Raw genomic sequence first — 16411 nt, forward strand, 5'->3', positions numbered from 1 at the left:
GTACAATAGCGCTATTGAAACATTTATTATTGCCGTTTCCATCAATAGTTATAATTAAAATCGAACCATATTGTAATAAATGCATGCATTCTTGGCATTATCCTAAATTGATCTGTAAGAGCAAAACCTTTGTAGAAAATCCTAGCATAGACATATGAAGCTCCGTAGGAGCGACACCTTTGTAATTGAAATTCTTGATTAATAACTCCTGAGAAATTCAGAAACAATATTTTGAAATTCAGAAACATTAAAACCTCTTGTCGAAGGATGATGCAGACCAATCGCTATACAGTTTCCTCCCGAATAATCTAAATCTCTTACATTCCATCGGTCATTGATTTTTCCTACATGATTTCCCCATCCTGCTTTATTAAAAAAATGCTCCCACAAACGGCTCGAAAAAACAATCACTTTTTTAGGTTTTAAAATATCCAAATATTCTCTGAAAGCTAGTTCAGCCTTATTTTTTTCTGCCATAGTCGGAATCTGGTCTGAACTTGTAAATGCACTTTGAACAGCATTTGCAAAAGCCACATTCTCCCAAAAGTCTGCATGTTGATTATAGCCAAAAATCTTCAGAATCGTTTTATGAAAACTTCCCGCAATATCATCCAATTCAGCAATCTGAGCTTTAGTGAAATCTTGCAGATTATTAGGAGGCCTATTATTAAAATAATGAGAATCTCCGATGATTAAAAGTTTTCCGTAGCGTGATTGGCTGTAGTTTTTTCCAATCCAGGGGGAGAAGCTGAGGTGGGGCATTGTTTTTTTGTTTTAAAAGAAAGAAACCTAACGGGTTTTTAAAACCCGTTAGGTTTTAGATACAGATTGATTCTTAGAATAGATATTATTTAAGTTTCAGTTGTTTTTTAAATTCTTCGGTAACATCAGACATATTAATTGTTCCTTTTTTACTTAAAACTTCAAGTGTTCTTAAATAAGCTTCTCCAAAAAGAGTAGTTATTGTTGCTGCTACCGTCGCACTTATTGCGCCACCTGCTATTGAACCAATTCCAGGAATAAACTTTATTAAATTTGAAACAATTGCTCTACCAGCAAGAGATCCTGCACCTCCAGTTATTGTTGAGCTCACTAAAGTTAGTAGTAAAGCTTTGTCAGTTTTTAAACCAAATGCATAAGAGATTCCAGCTAACATACTCACTTGAATTGGGACAATTGTTATTGCATCTGAAAAAGGGATTGGTGTTGCAGCTGCACCAGCTGCAGTAATTGCTGCAGCTGCAACGATTTTGTGTGATCTTTTGACTTTTTGACTTATGTCAACTTTCTGAGCTGCAGCAAAGGCATTTCGTTGTGCCTCTGGTAAAAGTTCCATAGATAGTTCAACTAAATCGTGTAAACCTGATTGTGGAACATCTATCTCTCCGATTTTAAAAGGTACTGAATTTACACGTACAGCATTTTTAATATTAGGTAAAAGTTCTTTTACTTTCTGTCTAAAACCATCATCATTTATTGCCTTTGTTATAACTGCCACAACCGGAATCTTTTCCGATAAAAATTTTGTCAATTCAATTTCGGCATCTTCTATTCTTCTAGAATTCTCATCTAAACAAATCCATGCTATGTGGATGTGATTTTCTGGATTAGAGTCATTATTTTTTGAATTAATATAATTTTCTAAATCAGTAATAATACTCTTGTAATTTTGAATTTCCAGACCTTTTGTGTCAATTAGAATTATTGGTGATTCCTCCTTTCTGTATTCTGTAATGTTTTGAGTTACGGGTTTTCCTGATCCTGTTGTAGCTAGGTTGTCGTCAAAAACAGCATTTACTAAAGTGGATTTTCCAACACCTGTTTTTCCAGCTATTAATATATTTACTTTTTTCATTTTTCCTTTTGCTTTTTCCATAGCCTCTTTAATGATGTCATCTAAATTTGTCATTGTAATTTTATTTCTTTATAATTTATAATTCCACAAATCTACTCCCCAACCCAGACAAACCACGTCCGTGTAAAAAGTATTTTAAAATTTTTACGCTAAGCTAAATAAAGGTCCTTGAGATTTTTTACGGGTTGCCGTAAATGGAGAAAGTTTATTGGTCTTAGTTTTTGTGAGTGAAATATAGTAAATTTTTTATTTCACTGGAAAGTTAATTCTTATTTAAACTCTAAATTTTTAACCTAAAGAATTAAGATATTACCTTTGCAGAAATTTTCTTCATGAAACGAATTTTTTCATTCTTATTATTCATTATTTCATTTTTATCGTCAGCTCAAAATACTGTTGCAGACACCGCTCAAGTTGTAATTCCGAACAGGCAGAATAGCATTGAAGCTCAGTCTAAACCTTACGTTATTATGATTTCTGCGGATGGTTTCAGGTATGATTATGCTAAAAAATATAACGCTCAACATCTTTTACAGTTTTCAAATCAGGGAGTTCAGGCAAAGGCAATGATTCCGGGTTATCCGAGTATTACTTTTCCCAATCACTGGTCGTTGATTACGGGGATGTATCCTTCTCATCATGGTTTAATTGATAATTTTTTCTTCGATTATAAAAGAAACGAAATGTACCTGATGAGCAAGCAGGAAAAAGCAGAAGACGGAACTTGGTACGGTGGAACTCCGCTTTGGGCTTTGGCTGAAAAACAGGGAGTTTTGTCGGCATCGTTGCAATGGGTAGGTTCTGGAAGTGATGCAGGTGGAAAAAGACCGACCTACTATTATCATTATCACGAAAAATTTTCACCATCACAAAAAGTAGATAAAGTTGTGAATTGGTTGAAGCTTCCGGAAGAAAAAAGACCACATTTTATCTCACTGTATTTTCCGGAAGTTGATGGAGCAGGACATCATTTCGGACCTGAAACCAAGGAAACCGAACAGGCAGTTCATGAAGTGGATGATGCCATTGGAGAATTGGTGAAAAAAGTAAATGATTTAGGTTTAAAGAATGTCAATTTCATCTTTGTTTCAGATCATGGAATGATTACCGTTGATGGAGGAAATCCGCTTGAAATTCCGGCTTTGCTTTTAGATAAAAACAGATTTGACCTTTATAATTCTCAAACATTGTTGAGAGTTTATGTTAAAAATAATGATGAGGTTAAAAGTGTTTTTAACGAATTAAAGAAAAGTAAAACGGATGATTACGAAGTTTATTTAGATAAAAAACTACCAAAATATCTGCATTTTGCAACAAGGGATGATCGATACAACAGAATCGGACAAATTTTGCTGATTCCAAAAGCACCAAAAGTTTTCCTGTTTAAAGATCAGAAAACTTCCATCGGAAAACATGGTTATGATCCGAAAATAGTTCCTGAGATGAAGGCTACTTTTTTCGCTTGGGGGTATTCATTCAGCAATCATCAGGTGATAGAAGAGTTTGAAAATGTAAATGTTTATCCACTCGTAACCGAAATTTTAGGTTTAAAAATTGAAAATAAAATAGACGGAAAACTAAAAGTTCTGAAAAAAACGCTGAAATAAAATATAAATTTTCATTTTTTTCTACAGAATATTCTCATAATGAATCGATTGTTGTTCTTCAATAAGTGATTTTTAAATTGTTTTTTCTAAATTTATAGAATTATTGCCTTTGTGTTGTGATTTTATCTGTTTTGAATTTAAATTATTGAAATATGAGAATAATAATTTTACTTTTTTTATTAATCGTTCATTCTGTCGCTGGCCAGTCACAGTGCTGGAAAAGTATAAGTGGAGGAGGTTGTTTTACCATTGCTGTAAAAAGTGACGGCTCGCTTTGGGGTTGGGGCTGGAATAATAATGGACAATTGGGTGATGGTACAAATATCAATAAGCTTATACCTGTACAATTGGGAACGCAGAAAGATTGGAAAATGGTTGCGGCAGGATATACGCATTCTTTAGCTATAAAAAATGACGGAACGCTCTGGGCATGGGGCTGGAATGCCACAGGTCAGCTTGGTGATGGCACAACCGTTAAAAAAGATTATCCTGTACAGGTGGGTACTGCAAACGATTGGAAAAGTATCAGCGGTGGCTTTCAGCACAGTATGGCCATAAAAAACAACGGTACGCTATGGTGTTGGGGAAGAAATACCGAAGGTCAGTTGGGAGATGGAACGACTGTGCATAAAAATATACCTACTCAGATAGGGACGTCTACTAACTGGTCAAAAATCAGTGCGGGAGAAAGGCATAGCATGGCTCTTACAGGTAATGGGACAATCTGGACGTGGGGACAAAACGTAAGTGGCCTCTTAGGAAATAATGGTGTAGGTTACATCATCAATATCCCAGAGCAGGTTGGGGCAGATACCAATTGGCAAAGCATCAGCGCAGGCCCGGCTCATTGCATGGCTTTGAAAACAAATAATACGCTTTGGGCTTGGGGTACAAATCAAAATGGAAATCTGGGCGACGGCACCAACGTCAACAGATTAATTCCTACACAAATTGGAAGTTCCGCAAATTGGCAGAGCATCAGTGCCGGAACTTTATACAGTACAGCAGTGAAATCTGATGGAACTCTCTGGAGTTGGGGCAGCAATACGTATGGAAGTTTAGGTGACGGAACTTTTACAGATAAAAATTTGCCTGTACAAATTGGTAATATTTCTACCTGGAATAGTGTGGTTTCTGGTAATTTACATAGTCTTGCCCTGAGAAATGATGGGACGCTTTGGACCTACGGATACAATATTTATGGTCAGATCGGTGATAATACCACTCTTGATAAAAATGTACCTACTTATGTAGAATGTATCGTTTTGTCTGTAAATGATGCAAAAGGTAAAAAGGCTCTAAGTATTTATCCAAATCCTACTCATTCAGAATTTACAATTGAAACTGGTGAAAAGATTGTATCTGTCGATGTTTTCGATGTTGTAGGTCACAGAGTGTGGAGCCAGGAATCATCAGAAAAAGTAGTTGATCTTTCGGTATTTCCCCCGGGAGTTTATTTTGCTAAAATCAAAACTGAAAAACAAATCATTCAGCAGAAAATTATTAAAGAATAGCAAAGAATATTACAATATAAAATTGGTTTAAAAATAGTTTCGGCAAGTATTATTAAGCCGAAACTATTTTTATTAAAATTAAGAATTAAACTTTTCTGCAAACTCTTTTGCAAATTCTTCCAGCTTTATATCGCCATCAACAACAGAGCCATGTTCAATAAAATCTTTTTGCACAACACCGGTTCTGATTCCTCTTCCCATTTCTGTATATAATTCTGCCATTTCTTGTGGAACTCCAGCCTGAAGCATACCGTTTAAAGAATCTTCATCCTTAAATTCAACCCATGGAAGCTCAGGTTTTCCAATAGCATTTCCAAAGATTTTTGCAAAATCAGACGCTTTACGCACATCACTTACAATGTATCTTATATTTTTACCTTCTGAATTTTTAAGCAATTCTTCGGCTGCAGATTTAGCAATATCGATAGGATGAACTAATGGAACTGTAGCATCTTCAGGGAAATTTGCTCCAATAATTCCAGCATTTTTAATTAAAGGAATATCATTAAAAAAGTTTAAATAAAAATACCCAGCTCTCAAAAAGGTAACAGAAGTATTTTCCAGCTTATTGTAGAATTGCTCAATGAAATGCAAGCCTTTAATGGGTCCGTTTTCCACAGGAGACTCTACCCCGATACTGCTTAACATTACAACACTCTTTATTCCAGTTTTTTTAATGGCTGCTGCATAATTTTTTCCTGCATTAATTGTATTTTCAACAATATTTATTCCACCCATATTTGGAGGTGTCATCAAAAAAGCGACATCTGCTCCTTCAAAAGTCTCAATTAAAAAATCTAAATCTGTAATAGATCCAATGGCTGCTTTTGCTCCTAAAGCTTCTATTTCGTTTTTCCTGTTGTCATTACTGCTGATTATAATAATATTGTTTCCTTTTGCAATTAATTGCTGAGCAAGTGGCTTTGCTACATTTCCTAATGAACCTGTGATTACAATTTTCATAAAATATTTTTTTATTTCCTGAGACAAAGGTATATTTGTACAAACTTTTATACAAGTACTTACCCTAAAGTATGTATTATGACTGCGATTAAAGAAAGCTCTACCATTCAGCAGAATAAAAAATATGCATTAGATCTTTGTCCAGTTACTTATGTGATGGAAAAAATCGGTGGATATTGGAAACCTATTATTTTATATCATCTTTCAACGAGTGAGAAAAGATATAGTGAACTGAAACGGGCAATTCCTGCAATAACAGAAAAGATGCTTATTCAACATTTAAAACAACTGGAAAGCGATGGTTTAGTTATAAGAACTGCAAAACCTGTTGTTCCTCCACATGTAACTTATCATTTGAGCGAATCTGGAAAAGGTTTAATTCCTGTCATTCATTCAATGGCAGAATGGGCATTTAAAGAAATGGAAGGACAATATATAAAGAAATAAAAAATCACAACGGAACGATATTATAAAGGCTAAGATGCAAATCTATCTGGTAAATTAAATTTGTTGGAAACAATTCCGGCGAACTCTGAGAGCTCGCCGGAATTATTTTATATATTGAAACAATCTTAATTTTTCTGTCCCGCAGCCTGCATCGGATTCACTTTTCCGTTGCTTGCGCCTCTTGTAGATCCCTGCTGATTTTGCTTAAACAACTGGAATTTTGAAGCTTCAGCTGTATTGTTGTCTGCGCTCCAGAAATTATTATCTGTATCAATATCTGCTGTTTCTCTCAAAGGATCCAGCTGAATCGATTTTAATTTTTTACTGAAATAATAGGTTTTTGAAACTTTCTTTTCGTTTTGTCTCCAGATCTGAGCCGAAGCTTTATCTTTTAATTTTGAACCGTCTTCAAATGTAAATTCCAAAATCAGTGGCATTACCAAACCGCCTTTATTGGCAAAGTCAATCTGATAGGCAGTAATGTTTTTCAGTCTTTCCTTATCAGATTTTTCCAGTGGTGAAGTGGCGTCAGATTTAAATGAATATTCCTTGTCGGTATTCACTTTTTCCTGTCCGCGGTCGTATCTGTAATAAAAATCCTGAAGATCTTTGTCTTTTTCAACTTCAAAAACAATAGATTTATCTTCTCTGTTTCGCATTTTTGAGATGTCATCGTATTTATTTTGAACTGGTGCATCTACTTTATATTTTGTTTCCGAAGCAGTTCTTGGCGGAGTGTCGAAATCGGGAGTTGCAACTGTTACTTTTTCAATAGAAATGTCTACAGGATCAGTTCCGTAAAACCATCCTCTCCAGAACCAGTCGAGGTCTTCACCGGATGCATCCTCCATTGTTCTGAAGAAATCTGCAGGCTCAGGGTGTTTAAAAGCCCATCTTTTTGCATAAGTTTTAAAAGCTTTATCAAAAAGTTCTCTTCCCATAATGGTTTCACGAAGAATATTCAGTCCTGTAGCCGGTTTTGCATACGCATTTGGTCCAAATTGTATGATGTTTTCAGAATTACTCATAATCGGTTCCAGCTGATCTTTTGGAAGTTTCATATAATCCACAATCGTCCATGCCGGTCCTCTTCTTGACGGGAATTTATTGTCCCATTTTTCTTCGGTAAGGTATTCTGTGAAAGTATTTAAACCTTCATCCATCCAGCTCCACTGTCTTTCATCTGAATTGATGATCATCGGGAAAAAATTGTGCCCGACTTCATGAATAATAACGCCAATCATTCCGTTTTTAATAGCTTCAGAATACGTTCCGTCTTTCTCTGTACGTCCATAGTTAAAGCAGATCATCGGATATTCCATCCCATTGGAAGCTTCGATAGACTGCGCTACCGGATAAGGATAAGGAATCGTGAATTCTGAATAGGTTTTAATGGTGTGAGCAACAGCCTTTGTTGAAAATTTTCTATACAAACCGTAAGCTTCTTTTGGGTAAAAGCTCATTGCCATTACCTTGTTGTTGTTTTCAGGAATAGTAACTCTCATCCCGTCCCAGACAAATTTTCTTGAGGAAGTCCACGCAAAATCTCTTACATCTTTAGCCTCAAAAACCCATGTTTTTCTTTGCTTTGAATGATTCTTTTCTGCTTTTTTAGCTTCATCCAAAGTGGCAATTTCCACCGGTTCAGAAGCGCTTTCAGCTTTTTGATATCTTGAATACTGTGCAGCAGTTAGAACTTCACTATAGTTTTTACATTCTCCAGTTCCACCCACCAAATGGTCAGCCGGAACATTCATTTTTACTTTAAAATCTCCAAAAACCAGGGCAAATTCCCCTCGTCCTGTAAACTGGTGATTCTGCCAACCCTGAAAGTCGCTGTACACGCACATTCTCGGGTACCATTGTGTGATGGTGTAAAGGTCATTTCCGTCTTCTGCAAAATTTTCATATCCGCCTCTGCCGCCCATCTGCATACGGTTCGGAATGTTGTAATTCCAGTTAATTTTAAAGACAAATTTTTCACCTTTCTTTAAAATTTTTGGAAGATCAATCCGCATCATTGTTTTGTTGACCGTGTATTTCAAAGGATTTCCTGATGCGTCTGTTACTTTTTCTAAATTCACTCCATAACCGTTATTTTTTACAGGAAGTTCTGTAGCTTTCAGTTGCTGGTCGGTGGTTGCTTTAGGTAAAGTTGAAGACGACTGATAGTCTGCTTTTTTAACGGTGGACTGTTGGTTTTCATCGAGCTGGAGCCAAATGTAATCAAGATCGTCAGGTGAATTGTTGTAGTAAGTAACTGTTTCAGATCCTTTAAGATTTCTTTTGTCCTCATCCAGATAAGCAGTGATATCATAATCTGCTCTATTCTGCCAATAGCCATGTCCCGGAGCTCCTGAAGCAGCTCTGTATATATTTGGAGTAGGTAAAATTCCTCCCAGTTGCTCAAATTTATTTCCATGGTTACTTCCCGGATTATTGAGGATATTCTGCCCCTGAGCAGCAGAAAAAACCAAAAGGACAAATGCGGTTATTTTGAATTTCATTATCAACAGTTTAAGAATTTGTAAATATAATGATAAGTAATTGTAAATTAAATAAAATCGATCAGAAAGGAAGTCTTTCCAGAGTCATTTTCAGGGAAAGTGCAAAAACACCCGATGAAACAAAGAGAATCCAGTCTTTTTTGTTGACTTTAAATAGGTTTAAAAGAATAAACAATATCACCAGAATTGTAGCGACAATCACGATCTGACCCAATTCCAGTCCAACATTGAAACCGAAAAGCGGTACAGCAATGCTTTGGCTTTTGGCAATCATCACACGTGCTGTATTGGCGAATCCCAAACCGTGAATCAGACCAAAAAATAAGGCTAAATAGTAATTGGTTTTATTCCCCGACTGTTTTTTATTTTTCATTAAAATATTTCCCAAAGCCGTCAGAACAATGGTCAGAGGAATCAGAAATTCCACCCAGTCTGATGGCAATCTTACAATGTCTAATATACTAAGTGCTAAAGTAACGGAATGTCCGATGGTAAAAGCGGTAATCAGAACCAGTATTTTTTTCCAGTCGGAATACGAATAGATTGCGATTAAAGCTAAGACAAATAATTGATGATCAAGTGCATCCAGAGAAATAATGTGTTCCCAGCCGAGATTGAGATAGAATAAAAAATCCTGCATTTCAGTTTCGTTTTTAAAAAAGCGATTATACGGAAATTATTTTAACTTTGTCCAAATTTCAGTGTCATGATTGTCAATATAGAATTAGAAAATAAGGAGGATTTCGCATTTATAAAACAATTGTTAGAGAAGATAAAGGGTGTGAAATCGGTGTCTATTGAAAATGAATACGAAAATATAGAAGGATTGCCGGTTCATGTTTTTGAAGCTATCGAAAAGTATGGTGAAACTTTAAATGAAGAAGATATGATTTCTAAGAAAGAATTTGATCAATTTCTTGATGAAGAACTATGGAAGTTAGATTCTCAAAAATAGCCATGCAGACACTTTCTGAGAATATTATATTTCTCAAACGGATTTGGACAAATCGAGAAGTATCTAATTTTTTAAAAGACGTTAGAGGAGTTATTAATAATCTTGAAAATGGTAATTACAATCGTTTTCAGAATTCTGTTTATAAAACAAAAAGTGCTTTAATTGGTAAAAAGCACGTTAGAATGTTTTTTCGCAAAGAAAACGATAATCTAATCACTATCCTTCTCTTTTTTGATATGCGACAAGACCCATGAAAAATTTTAGAACTTCTTCAATGAAAAAAAAACTCTTCAAATCGCTGCTGTCTCTCGCATTTTACTTGCTTCTTGGCTCTTTTGCCTTGTTTCTTACTTCTTTTAGGCACCCTTATCACGTTGGTTCTGTAGAAATTAATCACAATAAAACTTCAAAGACCTTTGAGATTACTGGAAGGTTTTTTATGGATGATTTGGAAAATGCTTTAGGAAAAAAATATGGGAAGCCTTTTCATTTTAATGATCCCAAATTTAAAATTCAACTCAATGAAGCCTTAAAAAATTACAGTGCAGAATATTTAAAACTGAAATCCGACGGAAAATTTTTAAAGATAAATTATGTTGGTTACGAAGAAGATCATGAGTCGGTAAATGTCTATCTGGAAACTGAACCGGTTGAAAAACCGAAGAAAGTGGAAGCCGCTGTAAGTTTTCTGTACAATTATTTCGATGATCAAATCAACATTGTACATTTAATTATCAATGGAAACCGGAAGAGTGAAAAATTAAGTTATCCCAACCGGTATCTGTTCGGGAATTTCTGATAGTGAATACATAAACAAAAGCGTCGCAGTTCAATTGAAATGCGACGCTTTTTATGTTTAAGGATAAACCTCCTTGAATTTCTCTATCAGATGGTCAAGATTGTGACGCTGTACGTACACGGTTTTTACCTCCTCGTATCTTGGAGATTTATAGAAAACTTCATGAAAATCCATGCTGCCGTTCCCTACTTTTACAATTTTCTCTACATCAATGTTCAGTTTTTTCAATTCTTCTTTTAAAACTAGAAATTCGTCTTGAATATTATTCATCTTTATATTTTGTATTAAGTTAAAAATTTGTCAGTAATTTTAGTTTTAGCCCCTTGTAAAGTCAAAGATTTGCTAAATTTTTAATAAATATAGCAATTTGTTTTCGATTAACCATAGGGTTGCGTCTAAAATTTAAGTTTTAACTTAATTACAAAAACTATACCTAAGTGAATAGTTATTAATCAAAAGTGAATTTAATATTAACTGAATATTAACAAATGTTGAATTGATGAGACTTTGCATAAATGATTCTGAACGAATCATTTAAGAAAGGCGAGCTGGGTATTGTCAAAATCAAGCAGAAAAAAAAATTTAAAAAAATTTAAACTTTATGGGTTTTGTGGTATTAAAAATCCTTTAAGCTATGGAAAAACGGGGATCTTTCTTGAGATCTTGACGTTATTTAAGCTAATTAATACGCGGAAACATGCAACAAATAAAAAAATATGAAAAACTGATGCAGATATTTTTAAAGTATCACAGTTTTTCATCAATTTCTAATTCATGTCTGAGTTGCGCTTTGTACAAAGTAGAGTAGTAGCCGTTTTTATCGAGTAGCTCAAGATGTTTACCTTCTTCAACAATTTTTCCGTGCTCCATCACAATGATTTTGTCGGCTTTTTCAATGGTCGAAAGTCGGTGGGCAATGATAATTGAAGTTCGGTTTTTGGTGATTTTTTCAGTCGCTCTCTGAATCAGTTTTTCACTTTCGTGGTCGATTGATGACGTCGCTTCATCTAAAATCAAAATCTTTGGATCTGATAAATAAGCTCTCAAGAATGAAAGCAACTGTCTTTGTCCAAGTGAAATAGATGAACCTCTTTCGCTTACCACATATTCGTAACCGCCGGGAAGACTTTCGATAAAGTCATCGACTTCAATTTCCTTTGCACCGGCTTTTATTTTTTCCAGAGTAACGCTCTCGTCACCAAACGCCAGATTCTCAAAAATACTGCCGTGGAAGAGGAAAACATCCTGCAGAACAACGCCAATGTGACTTCTCAGATTATACAGTTCGTAATCTTTCAGTTCAACATCATCAATGAAAATTTCACCTGAATTAATGTCATACAATCTTGTAATCAAACTGATAATCGTGGATTTTCCTGCACCTGTTGCCCCGACAATCGCTACAGTTTCTCCCGGATTTACTTTAAAATCAATTCCTTTTAAAACTTCCTGCTTATCGTCATAGGCAAAACGGACATCTTTAAACTCAATTTTTCCTTCAAAATGATCTTTGGAAACTTTACCTTCGTTTGGCATCGCATAATCTTCGTCCATTATTCCCAAAACTCTCTCGGCACCTACAATTCCTCTTTGAATATTATTAAATCGGTCTGCAATCTGTCGCAAAGGACGAATCAACATCGAAATAAATTGAATGAATGCAATCACAACCCCTGCACTGATGGTAATATAACCTCCATAAAACAGAACAAATCCGATGAAAAGTGAAGAAATCAATTCAACCACAGGAAAAAACAGCGAGAAAATGAATACCGTTCTCAGTAAAGCACTTTTCAGAGTAATATTAATGTCGTCAAACTTTTTAAATTCAGCCTGCTGTCTGTTAAATACCTGAATAATAGGCATTCCCGCAAGTCTTTCCTGCACAAACGAGTTTTGATTTGAAGTCCATGATCTTTCATCCCCAAAAGCTTTTTTAAGTTTTTTCTGGAAAAATCGCGTGATTACCACCATCAAAGGTAAAATCGCCAAAGAAATATAACTCAAATGCACATCCACCTGAAACATCATAAACAGGACGAAAATAATTCTCAAAACATCACCGAAAACCATCAGAAAACCATCTGTGTAAACCGTAGCAATCGTTTCAACATCGCCCACGGCACGCGTTACCAACTGACCAATCGGTGTCTTATCGAAAAAAGCAGTTCTGAAATAAATCAGTTTGTTATAAAGCCTTTCACGAATGTCTCTGATAACATTTTGTGAAATATAATTGGAAAAATAAACCAAAAAGAAATTTAAAATCGTCTCCGCAAAAACCAATCCGACCAAGCCATAAATATGCTTCATCATCAGGGCTTTGTCTTTCAGTTTCGTGATGTCATTATCCACAATCTGCATTGTGAGATAAGGCCTGTAAGTAGAAACGATAGACAGTATGATAGAAATAATCAGGGTAAAAATAAACCAGGTGCGAAACTTCATACCGATGAAGAAAAGCCTTTTTACAATTGCCCAGGTATCTTGTTTTTTCATTTATAGAATTGACGTAAAGAATTGTTTTGAAAAATTCTCTGCAAATTTACGGCTTTAAAATTTTACAGCCTTTACAAGTCAATAAATAGTCATGAAATATTTCCGATTACTGTAATTGAGCAAATATATCTTACGCCAGTTTTCTCAACCAGTTCAAAATGTATTCTGCAACTTCTTCCCAACCTTTTTCGCCTGCGATAAAGTGACTTCTGCCTTCAAATTCCTTAATATCAACAATACTGTTTCTGTCCTTATAAGCTTCTGCGATTTTTCTGGAAAATGCTGCAGGAAAAATATTGTCATTAGAACCGGCGATGAATAATAACGGTTCGTGAGGTTTGTTTAAATCTAATTTTGCTAAAGATTTGAAAAGCGGATCTCTTGCTAATTTTCTGCTCTCAGGAGCGGCAACAGTTTCATACAATTTATCGCTTTCCGCTTTAGAATAATTATTGAAAAAAGCTTTGTGATACCATTCTTTAGATCCTAAAAACGGAGAGTTTCCTTTGAAAAAATTCACAACAGGCCAAACAATTTTTACTGTTGAAAAAGGTGCCATCACATTTTTTGGAGGAGCGCCATCGATGCTTACACCGGCAACAGCTTTTTCCATATCAATCAGTTTCTGCACCATAAGTCCACCAAATGAATGTCCAATTACGATAGGTTTTTCAGGTAGTTTGTCTATGAATTTTACTAAATTTTGTACCGTATCATCAAAACCTACATTTTTCAGTTCTGAAGGAATATTTTTCTTTAAATCAATTGGATTTCCTTCATGTCCGGGATTGGATGGAGTGTGAACAGTAAAACCCTGTGCTTCGAAATAAGTTTTCCAGTTTTTCCAGCTTGTATTGTTTACGAACAACCCGTGAATCAATACGATAGTTTTTGTTTTCATAATAAATATTGTTTTAAATTATGAGACAAAGTTGCACAGATTAACTGAAGATAATTTTAACTTTGGTTAAAATCGTAAGAATTAATTTAAATTTTAATTTTGACTTTTAATCCCGAATTTTCGGGACAAAGATTTTTTTAAAATTATTGAAAACATTTTTGTTCGCAAAGGCGTAAACTCAGCAAAGAACATATAGTAAAATATTTTGCGCAGATTTGGAAAATTGGGGGAAAGTTTTACTTGATTCTTTTTACTTTTCACTTATCTCTTTTAGCAGCGAATTGCAGCAGCCCGGCTTGAACGGAGCTCTTTTTGCCGGAGCAAAGCGGAGACAAAAAAGCGGGAGTGGAAGAAGGTGAAGCTGCCCAAATAAAAAATAAGAATAATTAATTTACTTCCCTGAAATTCTTTTTCTAATTCTGCTTAAAGACGGTCCCTGAATTCCTAAATATGAAGAAATATGATATAAAGGAACGTTATTGAAAATATCAGGATGCTGTTTCATCAAATCTAAATACCGCTCTTCGGGAGATTTCAGAATAAAGCCTTCAATCCTTGACATCGTCACATTAAAAGCTTCCTGAGCCAAAAGTCTTCCGAATTTTTCCCACTGATGCGACTGCTGATACAATGAGATCAAATCTGTATAGCGAATGTAAATAATGGTAGCATCCGTCAAAGCCTGCGTATGATAATCACAGGGAATCTGGTTGATAAAACTTTTGAAAGAGACCACAAATCCGTTGGCGGAATACAGAAAAACATTCTTTTCTTCTCCTGTCTTTTCGTCAATTGTATAAGATCGGAAAACGCCGTCAACAATAAACCCAAAATAAGTACAAACCGTTGCGCGAAGATTGTAAAATTCTCCTTTTTTGTACTCTTTCGGATGCCAGAAGTCTTCAGAAAGTTTGAAATCTTCTTCTGAAAGATCTGCGAAATGGTTCAGAGCAAAAGCTAAATTTTCGATTGCCGTCATATCTGTCACAGTTCTTTTTTTCCTATTTCTTCAATTTCGTAAGCAGGCTTTCTTAAGCTTTGTTTTTTAAAATTACTTTTTAAAAATGTATAAACGATATAAACAACAATGATGGAGAGAATCCAACCAATTATATTTACTAGAGAAAAACCGGTATAGTTCATATTGTTAACTGAGTCAGGGTCGGTCAGCACCAGATAAACACCGTATGATATTCCGAAAATCAGTTGAGAACCGATGTATATTGCAATTGCCAACACACCATAATGCCATTTGACCTTTCTGTAGGCTTCTGCCAGTTGTGCGTAGTAACGATAAGCACCTACTAAAATAAAAATTGAAAGCATATTTATTAGTTTTTAGATAATAAATATAAAAATTATTATGGTTATAAAGTGTGTTTTATTGTGAAATTCGTTTTTTTAAAACTCATATCCCACATCCACCAGATACAATCCGTGCGCAGGTGCAGAAGTTCCTGCAGAATTTCGGTTTTTGTTTTCGATAATTTTTCGTACATCTTCCGGCTGTATTTTGCCGGCACCGACTTCAATCATCGTTCCTACCATGGCTCTCACCATATTTCTGAGGAAACGGTTGGCTGAAACGGTGAATTTCAATTCAGTTCCGTTCTGTTCCCATTCTGCTTTGTAGATTTTGCAGAGATTGGTTTTGTTGTCGGTATGGAGTTTGGCAAAACTGGTAAAATCTTCGTATTCAAAAAGGATTTTACAGGCTTCGTTCATTTTATCAACATCGATATTCCTTCTCCAGAGTTGCCAGGCTGAATCCTGTGTAAAAGGATTTTTATCCAAAGAAATATAATATTCATACGTTCTGAAAGTAGCATCAAAACGGGCATGGAAATCATCTTTAACTTTAAAAATTCTTTTAATGGAAATATCTGCAGGCAAAAAACTGTTGAGTTTATGTGAAAGCTGGTCACTTAAGATTTGTTCGGTATCAAAATGGGCAAACATTTTTTTTGCGTGAACTCCGGTATCTGTTCGTCCCGCTCCTGTAGTTTTAATTTCTTCCCTTAAAATAGTGGAGAGCGCTTTTTCCAGTTCTTCCTGCACAGAAATATCTTTTGGCTGAATCTGGTAACCAAAATAATTTTTTCCGTTGTATGAAAATTCAATAAAATATCTCAAAGCAATTTTTAAATTTAATTTTAAAATAAATTCAAATTAAGAAATCATTTATTCTAAATAATCTGCATTTACCTTCCTCCTAAAACATCCTGCAAAAATACTTTAATTTGATGATAAAAATTTATAGATTATTTTGAAAACTGATTAAAAACATCCTTTTATAGGTTTTAAAATTCTTATTTTTGCCACCGTATGAAATCGCCATCACAAAAAAATTTTGTTGTAAACACC

The 16411-nt window shown here is 34.9% G+C and carries 16 protein-coding genes; 5 read left to right on the top strand and 11 right to left on the bottom strand.

Going from position 1 to position 16411, the window contains the following annotated elements:
- Window positions 1-198: 198 nt before the first annotated feature.
- The gene (locus AC2A1G_RS04515) at window positions 199-762 is read right to left on the bottom strand and encodes a uracil-DNA glycosylase family protein (protein WP_484045750.1); all 564 of its coding nucleotides are present in this window, start codon (window positions 760-762) and stop codon (window positions 199-201) included.
- An 85-nt stretch (window positions 763-847) separates the two neighbouring features.
- The gene (locus AC2A1G_RS04520) at window positions 848-1909 is read right to left on the bottom strand and encodes a YcjF family protein (RefSeq protein WP_484045751.1); all 1062 of its coding nucleotides are present in this window, start codon (window positions 1907-1909) and stop codon (window positions 848-850) included.
- 278 nt (window positions 1910-2187) lie between these two features.
- Here AC2A1G_RS04520 and AC2A1G_RS04525 point away from each other — a divergent pair, with 278 nt between their 5' ends.
- Together AC2A1G_RS04525 and AC2A1G_RS04530 are read left to right on the top strand one after the other, a co-directional pair.
- A complete protein-coding gene (locus tag AC2A1G_RS04525) occupies window positions 2188-3462 on the top strand; it encodes an alkaline phosphatase family protein (protein ID WP_484045752.1) in 1275 nt (424 codons plus the stop codon).
- A 152-nt stretch (window positions 3463-3614) separates the two neighbouring features.
- On the top strand, window positions 3615-4976 hold the full coding sequence (locus AC2A1G_RS04530) for an RCC1 domain-containing protein (RefSeq protein WP_484045753.1): 1362 nt from the start codon (window positions 3615-3617) through the stop codon (window positions 4974-4976).
- A 78-nt stretch (window positions 4977-5054) separates the two neighbouring features.
- Here the strand turns inward: AC2A1G_RS04530 and AC2A1G_RS04535 are convergent, their stop codons facing one another.
- Window positions 5055-5939, bottom strand: coding sequence for an NmrA family NAD(P)-binding protein (locus tag AC2A1G_RS04535; RefSeq protein WP_484045754.1), 885 nt, complete (start codon window positions 5937-5939; stop codon window positions 5055-5057).
- Window positions 5940-6017: 78 nt separating this feature from the next.
- On the opposite strand from AC2A1G_RS04535, the gene AC2A1G_RS04540 reads away from it, so the two are divergent.
- A complete protein-coding gene (locus tag AC2A1G_RS04540; protein WP_484045755.1) occupies window positions 6018-6386 on the top strand; it encodes a winged helix-turn-helix transcriptional regulator in 369 nt (122 codons plus the stop codon).
- 125 nt (window positions 6387-6511) lie between these two features.
- On the opposite strand, the gene AC2A1G_RS04545 is transcribed toward AC2A1G_RS04540, so the two are convergent.
- Together AC2A1G_RS04545 and AC2A1G_RS04550 are read right to left on the bottom strand one after the other, a co-directional pair.
- Window positions 6512-8893: a M1 family metallopeptidase gene (locus tag AC2A1G_RS04545; RefSeq protein WP_484045756.1), complete on the bottom strand. Its 2382-nt coding sequence runs from the start codon at window positions 8891-8893 to the stop codon at window positions 6512-6514.
- Between the two features lie 61 nt (window positions 8894-8954).
- Entirely contained in the window at window positions 8955-9533 is a 579-nt protein-coding gene (locus tag AC2A1G_RS04550; protein ID WP_484045757.1) for a HupE/UreJ family protein, read from the bottom strand.
- A gap of 66 nt (window positions 9534-9599) precedes the next feature.
- Here AC2A1G_RS04550 and AC2A1G_RS04555 point away from each other — a divergent pair, with 66 nt between their 5' ends.
- Together AC2A1G_RS04555 and AC2A1G_RS04560 are read left to right on the top strand one after the other, a co-directional pair.
- A complete protein-coding gene (locus AC2A1G_RS04555) occupies window positions 9600-9848 on the top strand; it encodes a hypothetical protein (RefSeq protein ID WP_484045758.1) in 249 nt (82 codons plus the stop codon).
- A 274-nt stretch (window positions 9849-10122) separates the two neighbouring features.
- A complete protein-coding gene (locus tag AC2A1G_RS04560) occupies window positions 10123-10647 on the top strand; it encodes a DUF6702 family protein (RefSeq protein ID WP_484045759.1) in 525 nt (174 codons plus the stop codon).
- Between the two features lie 57 nt (window positions 10648-10704).
- Here the strand turns inward: AC2A1G_RS04560 and AC2A1G_RS04565 are convergent, their stop codons facing one another.
- The 6 genes from AC2A1G_RS04565 to truA all read right to left on the bottom strand — a co-directional run bounded on the left by AC2A1G_RS04565 (window position 10705) and on the right by truA (window position 16180).
- On the bottom strand, window positions 10705-10917 hold the full coding sequence (locus AC2A1G_RS04565; RefSeq protein WP_262149192.1) for a hypothetical protein: 213 nt from the start codon (window positions 10915-10917) through the stop codon (window positions 10705-10707).
- A gap of 477 nt (window positions 10918-11394) precedes the next feature.
- Complete coding sequence (locus tag AC2A1G_RS04570; RefSeq protein WP_484045760.1) at window positions 11395-13146, bottom strand: ABC transporter ATP-binding protein; 1752 nt, start codon at window positions 13144-13146, stop codon at window positions 11395-11397.
- Window positions 13147-13276: 130 nt separating this feature from the next.
- Entirely contained in the window at window positions 13277-14047 is a 771-nt protein-coding gene (locus AC2A1G_RS04575) for an alpha/beta hydrolase (RefSeq protein ID WP_484045761.1), read from the bottom strand.
- 391 nt (window positions 14048-14438) lie between these two features.
- The gene (locus tag AC2A1G_RS04580; protein WP_484045762.1) at window positions 14439-15026 is read right to left on the bottom strand and encodes a Crp/Fnr family transcriptional regulator; all 588 of its coding nucleotides are present in this window, start codon (window positions 15024-15026) and stop codon (window positions 14439-14441) included.
- 5 nt (window positions 15027-15031) lie between these two features.
- Window positions 15032-15373, bottom strand: a complete 342-nt coding sequence (locus AC2A1G_RS04585) for a hypothetical protein (protein WP_484045763.1) — start codon at window positions 15371-15373, stop codon at window positions 15032-15034.
- Window positions 15374-15448: 75 nt separating this feature from the next.
- Window positions 15449-16180 carry a tRNA pseudouridine(38-40) synthase TruA gene (gene truA / locus AC2A1G_RS04590; RefSeq protein WP_484045764.1) on the bottom strand — a complete coding sequence of 244 codons (732 nt, stop codon included), beginning with the start codon at window positions 16178-16180 and terminating at the stop codon, window positions 15449-15451.
- Between the last annotated feature and the right edge of the window lie 231 nt (window positions 16181-16411).

It is taken from the genome of Chryseobacterium sp. HNCC26DJ240 (assembly GCF_057180485.1).

Excerpts from the sequence above, each read along its gene's own strand:
- AC2A1G_RS04515 (WP_484045750.1), bottom strand. The coding sequence starts at position 762 with ATGCCCCACCTCAGCTTCTCCCCCTGGATTGGAAAAAACTACAGCCAA.
- AC2A1G_RS04520 (WP_484045751.1), bottom strand. The coding sequence starts at position 1,909 with ATGACAAATTTAGATGACATCATTAAAGAGGCTATGGAAAAAGCAAAA.
- AC2A1G_RS04525 (WP_484045752.1), top strand. The coding sequence starts at position 2,188 with ATGAAACGAATTTTTTCATTCTTATTATTCATTATTTCATTTTTATCG.
- AC2A1G_RS04530 (WP_484045753.1), top strand. The coding sequence starts at position 3,615 with ATGAGAATAATAATTTTACTTTTTTTATTAATCGTTCATTCTGTCGCT.
- AC2A1G_RS04535 (WP_484045754.1), bottom strand. The coding sequence starts at position 5,939 with ATGAAAATTGTAATCACAGGTTCATTAGGAAATGTAGCAAAGCCACTT.
- AC2A1G_RS04540 (WP_484045755.1), top strand. The coding sequence starts at position 6,018 with ATGACTGCGATTAAAGAAAGCTCTACCATTCAGCAGAATAAAAAATAT.
- AC2A1G_RS04545 (WP_484045756.1), bottom strand. The coding sequence starts at position 8,893 with ATGAAATTCAAAATAACCGCATTTGTCCTTTTGGTTTTTTCTGCTGCT.
- AC2A1G_RS04550 (WP_484045757.1), bottom strand. The coding sequence starts at position 9,533 with ATGCAGGATTTTTTATTCTATCTCAATCTCGGCTGGGAACACATTATT.
- AC2A1G_RS04555 (WP_484045758.1), top strand. The coding sequence starts at position 9,600 with ATGATTGTCAATATAGAATTAGAAAATAAGGAGGATTTCGCATTTATA.
- AC2A1G_RS04560 (WP_484045759.1), top strand. The coding sequence starts at position 10,123 with ATGAAAAAAAAACTCTTCAAATCGCTGCTGTCTCTCGCATTTTACTTG.
- AC2A1G_RS04565 (WP_262149192.1), bottom strand. The coding sequence starts at position 10,917 with ATGAATAATATTCAAGACGAATTTCTAGTTTTAAAAGAAGAATTGAAA.
- AC2A1G_RS04570 (WP_484045760.1), bottom strand. The coding sequence starts at position 13,146 with ATGAAAAAACAAGATACCTGGGCAATTGTAAAAAGGCTTTTCTTCATC.
- AC2A1G_RS04575 (WP_484045761.1), bottom strand. The coding sequence starts at position 14,047 with ATGAAAACAAAAACTATCGTATTGATTCACGGGTTGTTCGTAAACAAT.
- AC2A1G_RS04580 (WP_484045762.1), bottom strand. The coding sequence starts at position 15,026 with ATGACGGCAATCGAAAATTTAGCTTTTGCTCTGAACCATTTCGCAGAT.
- AC2A1G_RS04585 (WP_484045763.1), bottom strand. The coding sequence starts at position 15,373 with ATGCTTTCAATTTTTATTTTAGTAGGTGCTTATCGTTACTACGCACAA.